The 16,226-nt window shown below is 72.0% G+C and carries 15 protein-coding genes; 10 read left to right on the forward strand and 5 right to left on the reverse strand.

Annotation, left to right across the window (positions count from 1 at the left end):
- Positions 1-251 precede the first annotated feature (251 nt).
- Positions 252-1,214 (forward strand): endonuclease/exonuclease/phosphatase family protein, encoded by a 963-nt coding sequence (locus tag AB0J69_RS52480; protein ID WP_364134617.1) that lies wholly within the window; start codon positions 252-254, stop codon positions 1,212-1,214.
- Here AB0J69_RS52480 and AB0J69_RS52485 read toward each other — a convergent pair.
- Together AB0J69_RS52485 and mqo are read right to left on the reverse strand one after the other, a co-directional pair.
- Positions 1,204-1,890 carry a FadR/GntR family transcriptional regulator gene (locus tag AB0J69_RS52485; protein ID WP_364134620.1) on the reverse strand — a complete coding sequence of 229 codons (687 nt, stop codon included), beginning with the start codon at positions 1,888-1,890 and terminating at the stop codon, positions 1,204-1,206. The genes AB0J69_RS52480 and AB0J69_RS52485 overlap by 11 nt on opposite strands.
- Entirely contained in the window at positions 1,883-3,394 is a 1,512-nt protein-coding gene (gene mqo / locus AB0J69_RS52490) for a malate dehydrogenase (quinone) (RefSeq protein WP_364134623.1), read from the reverse strand. The genes AB0J69_RS52485 and mqo overlap by 8 nt, the downstream gene beginning before the upstream one ends.
- A gap of 157 nt (positions 3,395-3,551) precedes the next feature.
- On the opposite strand from mqo, the gene AB0J69_RS52495 reads away from it, so the two are divergent.
- From AB0J69_RS52495 to AB0J69_RS52530, 8 genes are all read left to right on the forward strand, one after another.
- On the forward strand, positions 3,552-5,789 hold the full coding sequence (locus AB0J69_RS52495) for a glycoside hydrolase domain-containing protein (RefSeq protein ID WP_364134691.1): 2,238 nt from the start codon (positions 3,552-3,554) through the stop codon (positions 5,787-5,789).
- Entirely contained in the window at positions 5,786-7,060 is a 1,275-nt protein-coding gene (locus AB0J69_RS52500) for a glycosyltransferase (protein ID WP_364134626.1), read from the forward strand. Before AB0J69_RS52495 ends, AB0J69_RS52500 begins: the two co-directional genes overlap by 4 nt.
- Before the next feature lie 171 nt (positions 7,061-7,231).
- On the forward strand, positions 7,232-8,374 hold the full coding sequence (locus AB0J69_RS52505; RefSeq protein ID WP_364134629.1) for a DUF418 domain-containing protein: 1,143 nt from the start codon (positions 7,232-7,234) through the stop codon (positions 8,372-8,374).
- 37 nt (positions 8,375-8,411) lie between these two features.
- The gene (locus tag AB0J69_RS52510) at positions 8,412-9,638 is read left to right on the forward strand and encodes a sensor histidine kinase (RefSeq protein WP_364134632.1); all 1,227 of its coding nucleotides are present in this window, start codon (positions 8,412-8,414) and stop codon (positions 9,636-9,638) included.
- Positions 9,635-10,270, forward strand: a complete 636-nt coding sequence (locus AB0J69_RS52515) for a response regulator transcription factor (protein ID WP_364134635.1) — start codon at positions 9,635-9,637, stop codon at positions 10,268-10,270. The genes AB0J69_RS52510 and AB0J69_RS52515 overlap by 4 nt, the downstream gene beginning before the upstream one ends.
- A gap of 105 nt (positions 10,271-10,375) precedes the next feature.
- Entirely contained in the window at positions 10,376-11,203 is an 828-nt protein-coding gene (locus AB0J69_RS52520; RefSeq protein WP_364134638.1) for an SAM-dependent methyltransferase, read from the forward strand.
- Positions 11,204-11,585: 382 nt separating this feature from the next.
- Positions 11,586-12,353, forward strand: a complete 768-nt coding sequence (locus AB0J69_RS52525; protein WP_364134641.1) for a hypothetical protein — start codon at positions 11,586-11,588, stop codon at positions 12,351-12,353.
- Positions 12,354-12,504: 151 nt separating this feature from the next.
- Positions 12,505-13,050: a dihydrofolate reductase family protein gene (locus AB0J69_RS52530; protein WP_364134644.1), complete on the forward strand. Its 546-nt coding sequence runs from the start codon at positions 12,505-12,507 to the stop codon at positions 13,048-13,050.
- 84 nt (positions 13,051-13,134) lie between these two features.
- On the opposite strand, the gene AB0J69_RS52535 is transcribed toward AB0J69_RS52530, so the two are convergent.
- The gene (locus AB0J69_RS52535; protein ID WP_364134647.1) at positions 13,135-13,725 is read right to left on the reverse strand and encodes a helix-turn-helix domain-containing protein; all 591 of its coding nucleotides are present in this window, start codon (positions 13,723-13,725) and stop codon (positions 13,135-13,137) included.
- Between the two features lie 98 nt (positions 13,726-13,823).
- Here AB0J69_RS52535 and AB0J69_RS52540 point away from each other — a divergent pair, with 98 nt between their 5' ends.
- A complete protein-coding gene (locus AB0J69_RS52540) occupies positions 13,824-14,555 on the forward strand; it encodes an SDR family NAD(P)-dependent oxidoreductase (protein ID WP_364134650.1) in 732 nt (243 codons plus the stop codon).
- A 60-nt stretch (positions 14,556-14,615) separates the two neighbouring features.
- Here the strand turns inward: AB0J69_RS52540 and AB0J69_RS52545 are convergent, their stop codons facing one another.
- Together AB0J69_RS52545 and AB0J69_RS52550 are read right to left on the reverse strand one after the other, a co-directional pair.
- On the reverse strand, positions 14,616-15,086 hold the full coding sequence (locus tag AB0J69_RS52545) for a hypothetical protein (RefSeq protein ID WP_364134653.1): 471 nt from the start codon (positions 15,084-15,086) through the stop codon (positions 14,616-14,618).
- 285 nt (positions 15,087-15,371) lie between these two features.
- Positions 15,372-16,157, reverse strand: a complete 786-nt coding sequence (locus AB0J69_RS52550) for an MOSC N-terminal beta barrel domain-containing protein (protein WP_364134656.1) — start codon at positions 16,155-16,157, stop codon at positions 15,372-15,374.
- Positions 16,158-16,226: the final 69 nt, after the last annotated feature.

Consider the following 16,226-nt stretch of genomic DNA (forward strand, 5'->3'; position numbering starts at 1 on the left):
CCTGCCGGGCCCGCTCCCGCTGAGCGGCTGGGGCGCCGTGCCGCTGCGCAGAGTCTGCCGAAGTCGCGCAAATTACGTCAATAACCCGGAAGAAATCCCCGAACGGCCGCCAATTCAGGTCGTTACAGGAGGAATCGCAGGTCAAGCGGCTATGAGTGGAAACTGAGGCATGATCCTCCCCGTAACGTTCACGTAACGGGCTCTTCGCCGGGGTTCGGTGGGGGCGGGCGGTGAGCCGTACGGTCGGGCGTATGAGCATCGAAGATCGGCGGGCTCGCGGGGGTGACTCGCCGTGGCGGCACGGGCGGGTTCTCGCGGCGCTCGCCGTGCTGGTGGCCGGGCTGCCGGCGTTCCCCCGAGCCGTGCCCAACGCCGTGGGGAGCCTCGGGAGCCTGCTGGAGACGTTCCTGCCCTGGGTCGGCCTGGCGGTTCCGGTGCTGCTGGTCCTGGCGCTGCTGCGCCGCTCGGCGATCGCGATGGTGTCCCTGGTGCTGCCGGTGGCGGTCTGGGCCGCCGTCTTCGGCGCGCGGCTGTCGCCCGCCGACGGCGGGGCGGCCCACGACCTGACCGTGCTCCAGCACAACGTCGGCGAGGAGAATCCCGATCCGGCGGGCACCGCGCGAGCCCTGACCGGGGCCGGGGCCGACCTCATCGCCCTGGAGGAGGTGATGCCCGCCGCCCGGCCCGTCTACGAGGCGGCCCTCGCCCCCGGCCATCCCCACCACGTGGTCGTGGGCACCGTCGGGCTCTGGTCCAGACATCCCCTGACGGACTCCCGGCCGGTGCGCATCAGGCCGGAGGGGGTCACCGGGGACTGGAACCGGGGGATGCGGGCCACCGTGCGGACGCCGTCCGGTGACCTGGCCGTGTACGTCGCCCACCTGCCCTCGGTCCGGATCCGGCTGCCGGACGGCTTCGGCACCCGGTGGCGGGACGAGAGCGCCGCCGCGCTGGGCGCGGCCCTCGCCGCCGAGCCGCTGGACAGGATCGTCCTGCTGGGCGACCTCAACGCCACCCTCGACGACCGTGGCCTGGCGCCGGTCACCTCCCGGATGACCCCGGCCGTGGCGGGGTTCGGCTTCAGCTGGCCCGCCGCGTTCCCCCTCGCCCGGATCGACCACGTCATGACCCGCGCCGCGACGCCCGTCGCGACCTGGACGCTGCCCGCGACCGGCAGCGACCACCTGCCGGTCGCGGCCCGCATCAGGCTCTGAGGGTCAGCCGGGTCCTGGACGCGTCGAGGTGGGTGCGCATGGCCGCGGCCGCGCCCAGGGGGTCCCCGGCCGAGATCTGGTCCCGGATCTTGCGGTGCTCGCCGAGCACCTGGTCCAGGTGGCCGGGGTCGTGCTCGGTCCCCGCGTACGGCCGGGTGATCGCGGCGGCGCCGAGCGTGTCGAGCAGGTCGAGGTAGAAGCGGTTGCCGGTGGCGACGGCGATGGCGCGGTGGAAGGCGAAGTCGGCCTCCACCGCGTCGCTGGCGCTGCCCCGGACCGTGGCCATCCGGCGCAGCGCGGCGTCGACGGCGGCCAGGGCGGCGGGCGTGGCGCGGGCGGCGGCCAGCGCCGCGGCCTCCACCTCGATGCCACGGCGCAGCTCGAGCAGGTGAAGCCGGTCGTCCAGGCTCCGTACGGTGCCCATGGAGTGCGTGAAGTCCTGCGCCGCCGGCCTGGCCAGCACGAACGATCCGCGTCCGCGCCGGGTCTCCACCAGCCCCGCGGCACGCAGCCGAGAAATGGCCTCGCGTACGACGGTGCGGCTGACCTCGTACCGGCCGGCGAGGTCGCCTTCGGCGGGCATGAGGTCGCCGGGCTGCCAGGTTCCGTCCCCGATGGCGCGCCGGAGCTCGCCCTCCACCCGGTCGGCGAGGCTGGGGGTGTGATCGTCAGCCACGGACGGCTCCGCGCGTGCTCTCCGCCAGGCCCAGCGCGAGGGCGCTGCGTCGCGTGACCTCCTGGAGCAGGTCCGGGTGCTCGGACAGGCGGGTGCCGTACGTGGGGACCAGGGTCCGGAGCGCCCCGCGCCAGGCCGGCACGCGCTCGGGGAAGGCGCGTTCGAGCACGTCCAGCATGATCGAGGCCGAGGCGGAGGCGCCCGGGGAGGCGCCGAGCAGGGCGGCGAGGCCACCGGAGGTGACGACTTCGGTGCCGAACCCGGCGATCGAGCCACGGCCGTCCACCCGCTTGACCACCTGCACCCGCTGGCCGGCGGTGACGAGCTCCCAGTCACCCGGCCGCGCGTCCGGGACGAACCGGCGCAGCGCGCGCATCCGGCCGCGGTGGGTCTGCGCCAGCTGGCCGACGAGGTAGCGCAGCAGGTCGAGGTTGTCGCGGGCCGCGCCCAGGAGCGTCCCGGCGTTCCACGGGGTGACCGACCGGGGCAGGTCGGAGCGGCGGCCCCGCTTGAGGAAGCGCGGCGAGAACGCGGCGAAGGGGCCGAACATGAGGTAGCCGCGGCCGTCCACGACGCGGGTGTCGAGGTGCGGCACCGACAGCGACGGCGCGCCGGGCTCCGCGTGGCCGTAGACCTTCGCGTGGTGACGGGCGAGCAGCTCGGGCCGGTCCGTACGGAGGAACTGCCCGCTGATGGGGAAGCCGCCGTACCCCCGGGTCTGCCGCACCCCTGCGCTCTGGAGCAGCGGCAGTGTCCCGCCGCCCGCCCCGAGGAACACAAACGAGCCGCGCACGCCGTAATCGCGGGCCCCTTCCAGATCGCGCACCCGCAGCCGCCAGGACCGGTGGTCACGGGAGAGGGTGCGCACCTCGTGGCCGGTCCGCACCTCGACGCCGTCGCGCGCGAGGGCGTCGAAGAGCCGGCGGGTGAGCACCCCGTAGTCGACGTCGGTGCCGCCATGCGTGCGGCAGACGGCGACGTGCCCGCCACCGGGACGGCGGTCGAACATCAGCGGAAGCCAGCGCGCCATGACGTCCCGGTCGCGGGTGAACTCCATCCCGTCGAACAGCGGGTGCCCGCGCAGCGCCTCGTGCCGCAGGCGCAGGTGCTCCACCCCGGCGGCGCCGTGGGCGAAACCGAAGTGGGGGACCGAGCGGATGAAGCCGGCCGGGTCGCCGAGCGTGCCCTCCTCGACCAGCCCCGCCCAGAGCTGCCGGGACAGCTGGAACTGCTCGTTGACGGCGATGGCGCTGCCGACGTCGATCGAGCCGTCGCCGCCGAGCGGGGTGTAGTTGAACTCGCAGAGCCCGGCGTGGCCGGTGCCCGCGTTGTTCCAGGCCGACGAGCTCTCCAGGCCGAGCCCGTCCAGCCGTTCCAGCACGAGGATCGACCAGTCCGGCTGCGCGCGGCGCAGCAGCACGGCGAGGGTGGCGCTCATGATCCCGCCCCCGACCAGCACCACGTCGTAGTCGGTGCCGGTCGTCGATCCGCGTTCGGCGCTCACCTGATGTCTCCTCGCTACTGCAACCTGTATGACAGGGTTCTGTCCTGTATAACAGGTTTGTCCATCTTGCTCGCGCACGCCCTCCGCCCATGCTCCCGAGGAGATTTCACCTGGCGGAAACCTAAGGCGCGATCGCGGTGGGTAGATTCCCGCCATCCTGGACAACGTTGACCCCTTCATCGGCACAGCGGCGACCGACCTGCCTCCGGCTCGTGGTCTGGCCGCCACTTGGTGGTGGCCGAAACCACAGGTGGGCAACACCCACCCCGGTGCCACGTCGCCGCTGGGCATGGTGTCGGCCTGCGCCTACTCCGGCGCGTACCCCACCGGCTACGGCCGGTACGCGAAGAACACCGAGGGCGTGCCCGAGGAGATGTTCGAGCAACTGCAGGCGTCCGGGTTCACCCACTTCCAGCAGTCCGGCACCGGCGCGATCCGCAAGTACTACAACTACGTGAGGGTCACCCCGATGGTGCAGTCGCTGGACGAGCTGGGCGAGTCCTGGCCGCTGCACGACGAGGTGGCGGAGGCGGGCTACTACGCGGCCACCCTGGGCACGGGGGTCCGCTGCGAGCTCACCGTGGGCACCAAGGTCGCCGTGCACCGGTACACGTTCCCGGAGCACAGCAGCGCCCGCGTGGTGGTCGACCTGTCCTGCGGCGGCCTGGCCATCGACCTCGGCCAGACCGTGCCGGTGCGGGCGCAGGTGGAGAGCATGGGGCGCGGCCGGGCCCAGGGCACGGTGGTGATGGAAGGCGTCCCGCTCTCGGTGTACGTGGACGTCGACAGCCCGGGCTGGCGGCAGATGCTCTGGTACGACCGGCGCCTCATCGACGGCGGCACCCGCCTCGACTTCGACAGCATCCGGCACACCACGTTGCGCCCGTTCGGCATGCTCTTCATGGGCCCGACCACGCCGGGGCAGACCATCGAGGTGCGGCTCGGGTTCTCGCTGCGCGGGTGCGACCAGGCCCGGCAGAACCTGGAGCGCGAGTGCGGCCACGCCCAGCCGGCGTTCGACACCGTACGCTCGCGCACCCGGGCCCGATGGAGCGAGCACCTCGACCGGGTGCAGGTCGAGGGCGGCACGCCGGCCCGCCGTACCGTGCTCGCCACGGCGCTCTACCACGCGCTGATCAAGCCGTGCTTCGCCGACGACGAGAGCCCGTTCTGGCCGACCCCCGGGCCGTTCGCGTTCGACGTGTGCACCATGTGGGACATCTACAAGACGCAGCTGCCGCTGCTCGCGGCCATCGCCCCCGACCGGGCCTCGGACCTGCTGGAGTCGCTGATCCGGGTCTGCGAGGAGGAGGGCAACTTCCCCATCGGCTACCGGATGGCCCGCGGCGCCGACCGCTTCTTCCGCCAGGCCAGCGCGCTCGTGCACACCGCGCTGGCGGACGCCCACGCGCTCGGCCGGGCGGCCCTGGACTGGAGCTGGGCGCTCGTGCACATGGTCGGCGACCTGCGCCGCATGTACGGCGAGGACTTCTTCGAGCACGGACTCGTGCATCCGATCACGCACACCCTCGACCTCGCCTACGCCCACCACTGCACGGCACAGGTGGCCCGGTCGCTGAACGACCGCCGCCTGGCCGACGATCTCGAGAACCGCGGCCTGCAGTGGTCCAACGCCTTCGACCCGGACACGGGGCTGCTGCGCGACTCGGAGTTCTACGAGGGCGGCAAGTGGAACTACTCGTTCCGGCTGCTGCACGACATGGCCGCGCGGATCGCCCTGGCCGGCGGCGACTCGGGCTTCATCGACAAGCTGGACCGGTTCTTCGGCTTCGGCGCCGCGCCGGTGAAGCAGCCCGGCCGGCGCCCGCCGGCGGCGGAGATGGCGGCCGGCTACGCGCTGAACCGGTTCGAGGGGCTGAACAACGAGCCGGACATGGAGGCGCCGTGGGCCTACCACTACGCCGGCCGTCCCGACCGTACGGCCGAGATCGTGAACGCGGCGTTGACCTGGCAGTTCGGCACCGGGCCCGGCGGCCTGCCCGGCAACGACGACTCCGGCGGCCTCAGCTCATGGTACGTGTGGGCGTCGCTGGGGCTGTTCCCCATCGCCGGGCAGAACCTGTTCCTGGTGAACGCGCCGGCGTTCGAGCGGGCCGTGCTCAGGGTCGGCGGAAACGAGTTCGTGATCGAGACCAGCGGGCACCGCGAGCGGCCGATCGGCGTCGACGGCCTCGACCGGGACCTGCCGGCACAGTACGTCCAGTCGGCGACGCTCGACGGCAAACCCCTGGACGCGACCCACCTGAGCGCCGCCACCGTGCACCGCGGCGGCCGGTTGCACCTGCGACTGGGCCCGGAGCCGTCGGCGTGGGGACGGGGGATCCGCCCGCCGTCCCTTTCCGATCCGCCCCCGACACCGGAGGTAGCGCGATGACCCACCCCCGTCGCCGTCTCGTCATCGTGGTCAGGGCCGACCCGGTCATCTGCGGCCACTCCGGCGAGGCCCGCAATCTCGCCGAGGTGGCGCTGACCCGCGGGTTCGACGACGTACGGCTGCTGACCTGGCCGATCCCGGCGCTGCGGGCGGCCGGGCTGCCGCTCAAGCCGCTGGACCGGCTGCTGCCGTACAGCCCGGGGATCACCGTGGAGCGGCCGGAGCCGGTCGGCGACTACCGCGTGCCGGACGGCCGTCATCAGGCCGGTCTCACCGGCCGGCTCGTCGAGCTGCTCGCCGAGCTGGTGCCCACGGTCTGCCTGTCCATGTACCTGGCCCCGCACACCGCGGTGGTCGTGGACGCGGTCGCGGCGGCGCGGGCGGCCGGGTTCGCGCCCGACGTCCACACCGTCGCGAAGGCGGTCGGCTCCGACGTCACCAACGTGATCCGGTCGTGCCTGCGGGAGGGCCGGTTCGGGGCCGCGACGGTGCTGTTCACCACGTTCCTGGCCAACGACGAGGTCGTCGCGGTCTCCGAGTACACCCGGGAGGAGATCGTCGCCTCGGCCGAGCAGGTGGACGCCCGCTGCGGCACCACGTTCGCCGAGCAGTGCCGGCGCCGCGTCACCGTCAGCTACCCGCCGATCGACTCCGCCGCCTTCCTCGACCCGGAGCCGGCGCGGGTGGACGCCGCGCTCGCCCGACGCGGCCTGGAGCGGGACGGTTACGTCCTGTTCCTGTCCCGGGTGACCAAGGCCAAGGGCATCCACGACCTGGTGCTCGCCTACCGCCGGATGCGCTGCCGGTCGAGCGTGCGGCTGGTCGTCGCCGGCACCGGTACGGCCCTGGACGAGGTGCGCGCGCTGGCCGAGGGGGATGACCGGGTGGTCTTCCTCCCCGACGTCGACGACCAGGAGAAGACGCTGCTCATGCGCGGCTGCGCGGCCTACGCGCTGCCCACCAAGCCCGAGCCCGACTTCGTCGAGACCTTCGGCATCGCCCTGGCCGAGAAGATGCTGGCCGGCGGCGGGCCGATCGTCACCACCCCGACCGGCGGGACCCTCGAGGCCGTCGGCGACACCGCCGTCGTGGTCGCGCCCGGGGACGTCGGCGCCCTGGCCGCGGCCGTGGACCGGGTGGTTCTCGACATGTCCGCCGCCGAACGGCAGGACCTGGAGCTGCGCGCCCGCGCCCGCGCGATGTCCTTCGACCGGGCCGCGGTGTTCGACGGCCTGTTCCCGCAGGAGGCGCCCGCCGTCGGGGTGCTCTGAGGGAGGGTGCTGAGGGAGGGCGCTGAGGGCGTGTTCTGAGGGGATCCTCCGATCGGACGACCGGCCGCATCGTCCGTCCGGTCGGCCGGATCGAGCCCTGACGCACGATTCGGCGGGCCGCCTCCGCCTCGCAGACTCGGTGGGAGTCCATCGAGTCTGCGAGGAGGAAATGTGGTTCCCACCCTGGAGCTGCGGCCGATCGAGGAGCGGGCGCGCCTGCTCGCCCCCGATCTGGCCAGGGGCGTCATGCTGGCGCTGATCGCGGTGGCCAACTCGGCCATCTACCTGTACGACCGCCCGTACGGCATCAGGCAGCACGTCATCGAGCACGACCTGCCCGACCGCCTGACCTCGGCCCTGGCCATGACGTTCGTGGACGCGCGGGCGTACCCGATGTTCGCCGCGCTGTTCGGCTACGGCATGGTGCAGATCTGGAACCGGCGGCGCGACGACGCCGGGGGGCGGCGGGTGCTGAAGCGGCGCAGCCTGTGGTTGCTGGTCTTCGGGGCGGCCCATGGCGTGCTGCTGTTCTCGGGGGACGTGCTCGGGGCGTACGGGCTGCTCGGGCTCCTGCTGGTCCGGTTGCTGCGGGTGCGGGACCGGACGCTGCTGATCCTGGCCGCGGGCTGGCTCGTCCCCGTGGCGGTGTCCTCGGCGCTGGCCTACAGCACGCCGCAGGGCTCGGCCGAGCGGACGTTCTTCTGGTCGTTCGCCGTGGCCGACCCTCTGGAGGCGCTGGCCCTGCGGCCGGTCGAATGGCTGATGACGCCGTTCGGGCTGATGGGCGTGGTCACGGCCGCGGTCGTCGGACTGTGGGCCGGGCGGCGGGAGCTGATGGCCGTACCGGACCGTGTCGTGCGGCGGGCCGCCGTGTGGGGGCCGCTGGTCGGAGCGCTCGGCGGGTTGCCCGTGGGGCTGGCCGCCGGGGGGTTCCTCGTCGTGGACGGGCCCGTGGCGGTGCCGGCGCTGAACGCCCTGCACGTGGTGAGCGGCATCGCCGGCGGGCTGGGGTACGCCGCGCTGATCGCCCTGCTCGCGCAGCGCATCGGGACCCGGCGCGGGCCGGTCGTCACCGCCCTGGCGGCCTGCGGGCAGCGGTCGATGACCTGCTATCTCCTGCAGTCGGTGGTGTTCGTGGCGCTGCTGTCCCCCTGGACGGCCGGGCTCGGCGGCACGCTGGGCGCCACGGCGACGCTCGCGCTGGCCCTCGCCACGTGGGCGGCGACGGTGGCGCTGGCCGAGCTGATGCGCCGGGCCGGGGCACGTGGCCCCGGCGAGACCCTGCTGCGCCGGCTGGCCTATGGGCGAGGATGAAGGACGTCCGATTCGCGAGGATGACAGGGGGCACGGCGTGCTGCGGGAACTCGGCTGGGACGGGGCCTGGCGCGTCCTCCTGCCGGCCCTGCTGGGCGTGGCGACCCTGATGGCGGCGTTCGATTCGGCGGCGCCGCCGGGGGAGCGGGCCGTCACGGTCGCGTTGTCCGCCGCCCTGGCGGTGTGGCACTGGTGGATGGTGCTGGCGCACCCCCAGTGGCCGGAGCGGGCGCTGGCGCCGATGGCGCTCTATTTCGCCGGGCTGCTGGTACTGGCCGGGGTGCTGGCGGCCCGCCATCCGGCGTACGCGCTGGTCATGCTCGGCTGTTTCCCCATGGCGTTCGTCGCCCTGCCCGGCTGGTACGCCTACGCCGGGGTGGTCGTCACGGCGCTCGTCGTCGCGGGCGGCCCCATCGCGTTCCGGAACGGCGGCGAGCCCTGGCTCGGGCTGCTGCCCGCGCTGGCGGGAGCGGCGTTCGCCGCCTTCCTCGGGTGGATCATCAGGGCCATGGAGACCGAGGTCGAACGCCGGCTCGCCGCCAACAGGGCTCTGGAGGACGCCAACGAGCGCCTGGTCAGGCTGGGCGAGGAGAACGCCGAGCTGCAGGGCAGGCTGCTGGCGGCGGCCCGGCAGACGGGGGTCGCGGGGGAGCGCGGCCGGATGGCCAGGGAGATCCACGACACCGTCGCCCAGGGCCTTTCGGGCATCGTCACCCAGCTGGAAGCCGCCGAAGAGGCCGCGCACGACCCCGACGCCGTACGCCGCCGGCTGGCCGTCGCCCGGAGCCTGGCCAGGGAGAGCCTGACCGAGGTGCGCCGCTCCCTCGACGAGCTGCGTCCCGGCCCGCTGGCGGAGTCCAGGCTGCCCGAGGCGCTGGCGTCGCTGGTGTCCGGCTGGAGCGCCGCGCACGAGGTGCCCGCCGATCTGACCGTCACCGGCCCGGCCAGGTTGCTGCATCCCGAGGTCGAGCTGACGCTGTACCGGGCGGTGCAGGAGGCGCTGGCCAACGTGGCCAGGCATGCCGGGGCCGGCCGGACCGGTGTCACCCTGTCGTACATGGAGGACGTGGTGGTGGTCGATGTCCGGGACGACGGGGTGGGGTTCAGCCCCGGGGAGAGCGGCGGGTTCGGGCTCACGGCGATGCGGCAGCGGGTGGTCAGGCTCGCCGGGAGCGTCGAGGTGGAGTCCGCGCCCGGCCAGGGGACGGCGATCAGCGTGACCGTCCCCGCCATCCCGAGCACGGCCGGGCAGGAGGCGACGTGAGCGTACGACTGGTGATCGTGGACGACCATCCCGTGGTGCGCGACGGCCTGCGCGGCATGTTCGCCGAGCAGCCCGACCTGGAGGTCGTCGGCGAGGCGGGCGACGGGGAACGGGGGCTGGCCCTGGCCGAGCGGGAGCGCCCCGACGTGGTGCTCACCGACCTGCGCATGCCCGGCCTGAGCGGGGCCGAGCTCATCCGGTCGCTGGCCGAGCGGGTGCCGTCGGCCCGCGTGCTGGTCCTGACGACGTACGACGGGGACGAGGACGTGCTGCCGGCGCTGACCGCGGGCGCGATCGGCTACCTGCTCAAGGACTCGCCGCGGGATGAGGTCTTCCGCGCCGTGCGGGCGGCGGCCATGGGGGAGTCGGTGTTGTCCCCGGCGGTGGCCGCCCGGGTGCTGGACCGGGTCCGTACGTCCGCGCCCGCGTTCGCCCCCGCCGAGCTGAGCGAGCGCGAACGTACCGTGCTCGGGCTGGTCGCGAAGGGCTTCACCAACAAGGACGCGGCGGCGGCGCTGTTCATCAGCGAGACGACCGTGAAGACCCACCTCGCGCACATCTACACGAAACTGGGCGTCTCCGATCGCGCGGCGGCCGTGGCCGCCGCCTACGGCCGCGGCCTGCTGCCCTGATCCGGAGCACATGAAAGTTTCATCCGGATCTGTGCCCTTTGCGGGATCGTCGCTATGCTGCCGCGCATTCGGTGTCGATCAAACGTGACGCGGCGGAGGGCGACCATGGGCGACGGGCTTCCCAACTGGACGCATCAGGACCCGGACTACCTGCCTCCGGAGATCGACACCAGCAAGCCCAGCATCGCCCGCGTGTACGACGCGTTCCTCGGCGGCAAGGACAACCTCGCGGTCGACCGGGCCGTCGCGATGGAGGGCATGAAGCACTTCCCCGACGGCGGCCAGGGCGCCCGGGAGAACCGCGCGATGTTGTTCCGCGGCGTGAAGTTCATGACCGAGCAGGGCATCGACCAGTTCCTCGACGTCGGCTCCGGGCTGCCCACGATGGACAACACGCATTCCGTCGCCCAGCGGATCAACCCGGACGCGCGGGTGGTCTACGTGGACAACGACCCCATCGTGCTCGCCCACGCCCGGGCGATCCTGCAGACCAACGACAACACCCGTGTCATCACCGCCGACATGCGCGAGCCCGAGGCGATCTTCCACCATCCGAAGGTCGAGGGCTTCCTGGACTTCTCCCGGCCGATCGGGCTGCTCCTGGTGGCCGTGGTGCACCACCTGGGCGACGACGAGGGGCCCGAGGAGCTGGTGGACACGTACAAGTCGCGCCTGGCCCCGGGCAGCTACCTGCAGCTCACGCACTTCTGCTCGTGCGCGCCGGAGGTGCGGGCCCTGGAGGGGGTCCTGCTCACGATGCTCGGCACCGGCCGGGCCCGGGACATGAAGGAGATCGTGCACTTCTTCGACGGGCTGGAGCTGGTCGAGCCGGGCGTGGTGCACCTGCCGGAGTGGCGGCCGGAGCAGCCCGTCCGGCGGCCGCTGGGGCTGGGCGGGATCTGCATCGCGGGCGGCGTGGCCAGGAAACCCTGACCACGAGCACGGTGCGGACGTCGGCGCCCGAGATCGTCAGGCAGCCCGGGACGACGCTGCCCAGCGAGGAGTTCTCGCTCCGGTAGGTGATCTCCGCCGTGGCCGCGTCGTACGACACGACGTTCGCCACGCCCGTGCCCACCACCTGGGACCCGCCGGGGCTCACCGCGTCGGCGCGGCGGGAGACCGAATGGATGGGCCGTAGTCATCCACCAGCGCCCCGCGTACGCACCTCGTACGCACCTCGTCCTTGACGAGGAAACAGCATGGGCCGGTTGTATCCCAGACGCCCAGATCAGGGCAACGGCAGACTGTGACCATGCGGCCACCTCGAGCGAGATACTTCAACACCACGGGCCCGTGCAGCCCTCAGCATCACTACATGCTGCCCCCCACGCAACGGCTCCCGCAGGCGCGCGTGCTCATCGAGATGGACCGCTACTTCGTGCTGCACGCGTCCCGGCAGACCGGGAAGACGACCGCGCTGCACACCCTGGCCTCCGAGCTGACCGCCGGAGGCGACATCGCCGCCCTGACGTTCTCCTGTGAGCGCGCCAAGGCGGCCGGCGACGACTACGCCGCCGCGGAGATCGCCAACCCGATATATCAAGAGGTTTTGCTACGGGTCCTGGGCGATCGCACGGAGCGGTTCGTGCGGGCCGATCCGCACAGCTTCGTGCTGCCGGACGGCCGTTTCGACCTGCCGCGCCTGCTGCGGGAGTTCGTCGTGTTCTGGCGGGAGCACGGCGAGGTGCTCATCCGGCAGGAGGGCTACCACGATGCCGTCTGCCAGATCATTCTCATGGCCTTCCTGCACCCGCTGGTCAACGGCGGCGGCCAGCTCGACCGGGAGTACGCCGCGGGCAGCAAGCGCCTGGACGTGCTGGTCCGCTGGTCCTATACCGGGCCTGAAGGGGAGCGGTTGATCCAGCGGGAGGCGATGGAGCTGAAGGTCTGGCGAGCGAGCGAAAACGACCCGATGCCCGACGGTCTGGCACAGCTCGACCGGTATCTGGACCGGCTCACCCTTTCCACCGGCGTGCTGGTGATCTTCGACCGGCGTCCCGAGGCGCCACCCTGGAAGGAACGAGGTGGTTTCGAGCAGGCGACCACACCGTCCGGCCGCGAGGTCACCGTTCTGCGCGTTTGACGGGCGGTCGTCCGGCCTCCGTCGGCTCCGTGAAGGAGGTTGGTCGTCCAGGATCGGCAGGGCAGCCGGCGGTTGTCGTTTCTGTACAAGACTCGGGCATACGAGCCGGACTAATGTCGCGGACAAGCCCGATGACTAAGGAGCGAACACGATGGCCAAGATCATTTCCAGTTTCTTCATCTCCGTGGACGGCGTGGTCGAGTCCCCGGACCAGTGGCACTTCCCGTACTGGAACGACGAGATGGGTGCCGTGGTCCAGGCCGGCATGCAGAGCGCGGCCGGGTTCCTGATGGGGCGCAAGCTGTACGAGGAGTGGTCCTCGTACTGGACGACCACCGACGCCGACCCGGAAATCGCCGCGACGTTCAACAGCGCCCGCAAGTACGTCGTGTCGAACTCCCTGGAGAAGGCCGAGTGGAGCAACACCACCCTGATCCGCGGTGACGTCGCGGCCGAGCTGACCGAGCTGAAGAAGCAGCTCGACGGCGACCTGCAGATGTCCGGCTCCGCCACGACCGTACGCTGGCTGCTGGCCAACGGGCTGCTCGACGAGCTGAACCTGCTCGTCCACCCGATCGTCGTCGGCCACGGCCAGCGGCTGTTCGAGGACACCCCGACCCACCCGCTGAAGCTGGTCAAGTCGGACACCTTCGAGACCGGCGTGCTCAGCCTGACCTACGTTCCGGCCGCCGGCTGAGCGCGCGGGTGCGGCGGGGCCGGGAGCTCGGGTCCCGGCGATGCGGCGGTGTACGGGGGTGCCCCGCGGCGTTCGAGGTGATCGTCAGCGGAGGGCGGTGCGGGCCGCTTCGGCGCGCAGGCCGTCCACGAAGAAGGCCAGGCAGCGCCGCCACGTCTCCGGAGCCGTCTCCATCGACTCCCTGATGACCTGGGACATCGCCCACACCAGCGTGACCAGGTCCTGGGACCCGAAGTCGGCGCGCAGCCGGCCGCTGGCCTGAGCCCGCTCGATGATGCGTTCGGCCTGCTGGAAGCCCCCGTGGCAGGCCTGGCTCACGTCGGTGGACAGGGAGAAGCTCTGGACGAGGGCGTCGTTGAGGCTGTGGTCCTGGGCCTGCAGGGCGAAGAGCCCTTCGAGGAAGCCGGCGAACCCGTTCCAGGGATCGGGGTCTGCCAGGGCCGCCGCGCTGATCTCGTCGAGGGCGGCCAGCCGCTGCGGGAGGATCGCGGCGAGGAGCGCCTCGCGAGTGGGGAAGTGGTTGTAGAGCGTGCCGATGCTGACCCCGGCTCGGCGGGCGATGTGGTCGAGGGGGGCGTCGAGGCCGCGTTCGGCGAACACCTGGGTGGCCGCGACCAGCAGTTTGTCGCGGTTGCGCGCGGCATCAGACCGCAGCGGCTTGGGTCCGGCTGCCATGTGCCCATCATACGAAATCGAGGATGCCCTCAAGTTCGTGGTACGGTCTGCGTCATAAGTTGAGGGTGTCCTCGATTTCTAACGCGAAAGGCACAGCCATGTCCGGAACAGCGCGCAAGACCGCCGTCGTCATCGGTGCCGGGCCGGGGCTCGGCATGTCCGTCGCCCACCGGTTCGGCCGCGAGGGGTACGCCGTGGCCCTGGTCTCCCGTACGGACACCCGGCACGCCGCCTACGTGGCGTTCCTGGCCGGGGCGGGGATCGACGCCGCGGCCTTCGTCGCCGACGTACGCGACCGCGACCGCGCGGCGTCCGCCCTGGACGCGATCGCCGAACGATTCGGGACGATCGACGTCCTCTATTACGGCCCGGGCGCCGCCGACCTGGGCTCCCCACCGAAGCCCATCACCGAGTCCGCCTCCGAGGACGTCCGGGAGGCGATGGAGATCGTCTATCCGGCCGTCGACCTGGTCGGCAAGGTGCTGCCCGGCATGGTCGGCCGGGGCGAGGGCGGGCTGCTGTTCGCGGGCGGGCTCAGCGCCGTCATGCCGATGCCGGCCCTCGGGAGCCTCGCCGTCTCCTCGGCGGCCCTGCGCAACTACGCCCTGACGCTCAACGCGGCGCTGGCCGAGCAGGGCGTCTACGCCGGGAGCCTCATCATCGGCGGACTGGTCGAACGGGGCGACATCCACCAGCTGGTGACGTCGCAGCCGGACCGGTTCGGCGACGTGGGCGGCAGGACCCTGGACCCTGACGTGATCGCCGACACCGCCTGGGAGCTGTACACCAAGCGCGACCGCCCCGAGGTGACGTTCAGCGCCTTCGGGTGAGCGCCGGTCGGTCCGCCATCGACGCGACGCTCGGTTCGTCCCCTCGATCGGTGCCGCCGGTCACGAACCCGTCGTGCCCGTCGCCTTCTCGGCCGAATGGAGCTCGCTGAACAGCCTGAGCCGCACCGTTCCCGGCCGGCGCCACCACGCGGACGGCAGGAGCAGGGCTTTCGACGGGAACTCCGTCTCCAGGACGATCTTCACGTACGGATGCTCGCCCGGGATCTCGGCGCATACGACGGACACGGCGCTGGACACCTCCTGCTCTCCGAGCCGCAGCGTCGCCGGCTCGCCGAGCTCGAGGTTCGCCGACTCCCACACCAGCACCGGCGGGACGGCACGGCGCGACGACAGCGGCAGCCGCAGCGAGAACCCCGCCAGCCCGCCGCTCGGACGCAGGAAGAACGAGCCGATGACTTCGGGAACCTTGTCCAGGAGCCGCAGCTTTCGCGGCGTGTCCATGGTCAGCGTCGCCTCGGTGACGTTCATGGCGATTCGCCATGCATCGGGGTCGGTGTAGGAGAAGGCCATCAGAAACACCCCCTGTGCGGTACGGGCACTTCGCCCGCCTACCACTCATGACTAAATAGGGCGGTCAAATGTGACGATCTGCCGCCTAACTGGTGTGGTGTGATGCCCCACACAGTGCCCCCCGGTCGAGTGTGTGATCGGTCCCCTGCGCGCCTGCCCTCTCGCTGGTGCGCAGGGGGAGGCGCTCGACCTGCTTCCCGGCGCCGGGGTCTGACTTCGGCCTTCCCGCGACGCCGACCACCCGCGACCCGATTTCACCTTCGTCCGTCCGGGTGAGTCAGGCGATCAGCGGGTCGCCGAGGCGGAGCCGGCCCGCGTTCTTGGGCACCAGGCGGATGCCGAACCAGTCTTGCCGTCCCAGCGGCGGTGCTTCGCCGGGGTACGGATCGGCTCCTTGCCCTTGACCAGGGTCACCGGGTCGATGGTGGTGACCGCGCACCGGTCGCACAGCTCGGAGACCCGGAAGTCGATCTCGCCGATCCGAACCTCGGTCCAGGAGTCCTCGGCGTACGGCTCGACGTCGTCGATCACCACGTTGGGCCGGAACCGCGCCATGTCGAGCGGGCCGTCCCCGCCGATCTGCCCGTCCAGGACGCGGAGTGACGCGGCGGAGGTCAGCAGCAGCGGCGCGTCCCACGCGAAGCTGACCACCTCACCCGGCAGCCCGCCGTGGGAGGGATCGATCGTACGGCGGCCCGGATCGTCCAGCCAGACCAGCCGGGCGGGCCGCCCCAGGAGCCGGGTGAACCAGTCGTGCGCGTCGCCGCCGGCGTCGATCGCCCGATCCAGCCCGGTGAACCCCACCGGCGCAGCCTCCCCGGCCGCCGGGGGGACGTGGAGGCCGGGCATGCCGGAGGCGGACAGCAGCAGACCGCCGTCATCCGCGTTCCGCGCCCGTACGGAGGCCATCCGTGGATACTCGCCGAGCCAGAGATTGTCACCCGCCTCGTCGACCACCGCCCACCGCCGATCCCCGGCCAGCCCCCAACGCTCGACGGCCGCCTCGGGGACGGGAGACCCGGCACCTGATTTGAGCGGATAAATCCGAGCCCACACCGGGGAGGTTTTCACATGTATGTGATCTTGGGGACATTCGTGTGACACGCGGTGCTTCGAGTGTGGTCTGACTCCCTCACCCCT

It is taken from the genome of Nonomuraea sp. NPDC049709 (assembly GCF_040674815.1).
Classification (GTDB): Bacteria; Actinomycetota; Actinomycetes; order Streptosporangiales; family Streptosporangiaceae; genus Nonomuraea.

What these genes read in the sequence shown, in the direction of transcription:
- AB0J69_RS52480 (WP_364134617.1), top strand. Translation starts at nt 252, where the DNA reads ATGAGCATCGAAGATCGGCGGGCTCGCGGGGGTGACTCGCCGTGGCGG.
- AB0J69_RS52500 (WP_364134626.1), top strand. Translation starts at nt 5,786, where the DNA reads ATGACCCACCCCCGTCGCCGTCTCGTCATCGTGGTCAGGGCCGACCCG.
- AB0J69_RS52525 (WP_364134641.1), top strand. Translation starts at nt 11,586, where the DNA reads ATGCTGCCCCCCACGCAACGGCTCCCGCAGGCGCGCGTGCTCATCGAG.
- AB0J69_RS52545 (WP_364134653.1), bottom strand. Translation starts at nt 15,086, where the DNA reads ATGGCCTTCTCCTACACCGACCCCGATGCATGGCGAATCGCCATGAAC.
- AB0J69_RS52520 (WP_364134638.1), top strand. Translation starts at nt 10,376, where the DNA reads ATGGGCGACGGGCTTCCCAACTGGACGCATCAGGACCCGGACTACCTG.
- AB0J69_RS52540 (WP_364134650.1), top strand. Translation starts at nt 13,824, where the DNA reads ATGTCCGGAACAGCGCGCAAGACCGCCGTCGTCATCGGTGCCGGGCCG.
- AB0J69_RS52530 (WP_364134644.1), top strand. Translation starts at nt 12,505, where the DNA reads ATGGCCAAGATCATTTCCAGTTTCTTCATCTCCGTGGACGGCGTGGTC.
- AB0J69_RS52535 (WP_364134647.1), bottom strand. Translation starts at nt 13,725, where the DNA reads ATGGCAGCCGGACCCAAGCCGCTGCGGTCTGATGCCGCGCGCAACCGC.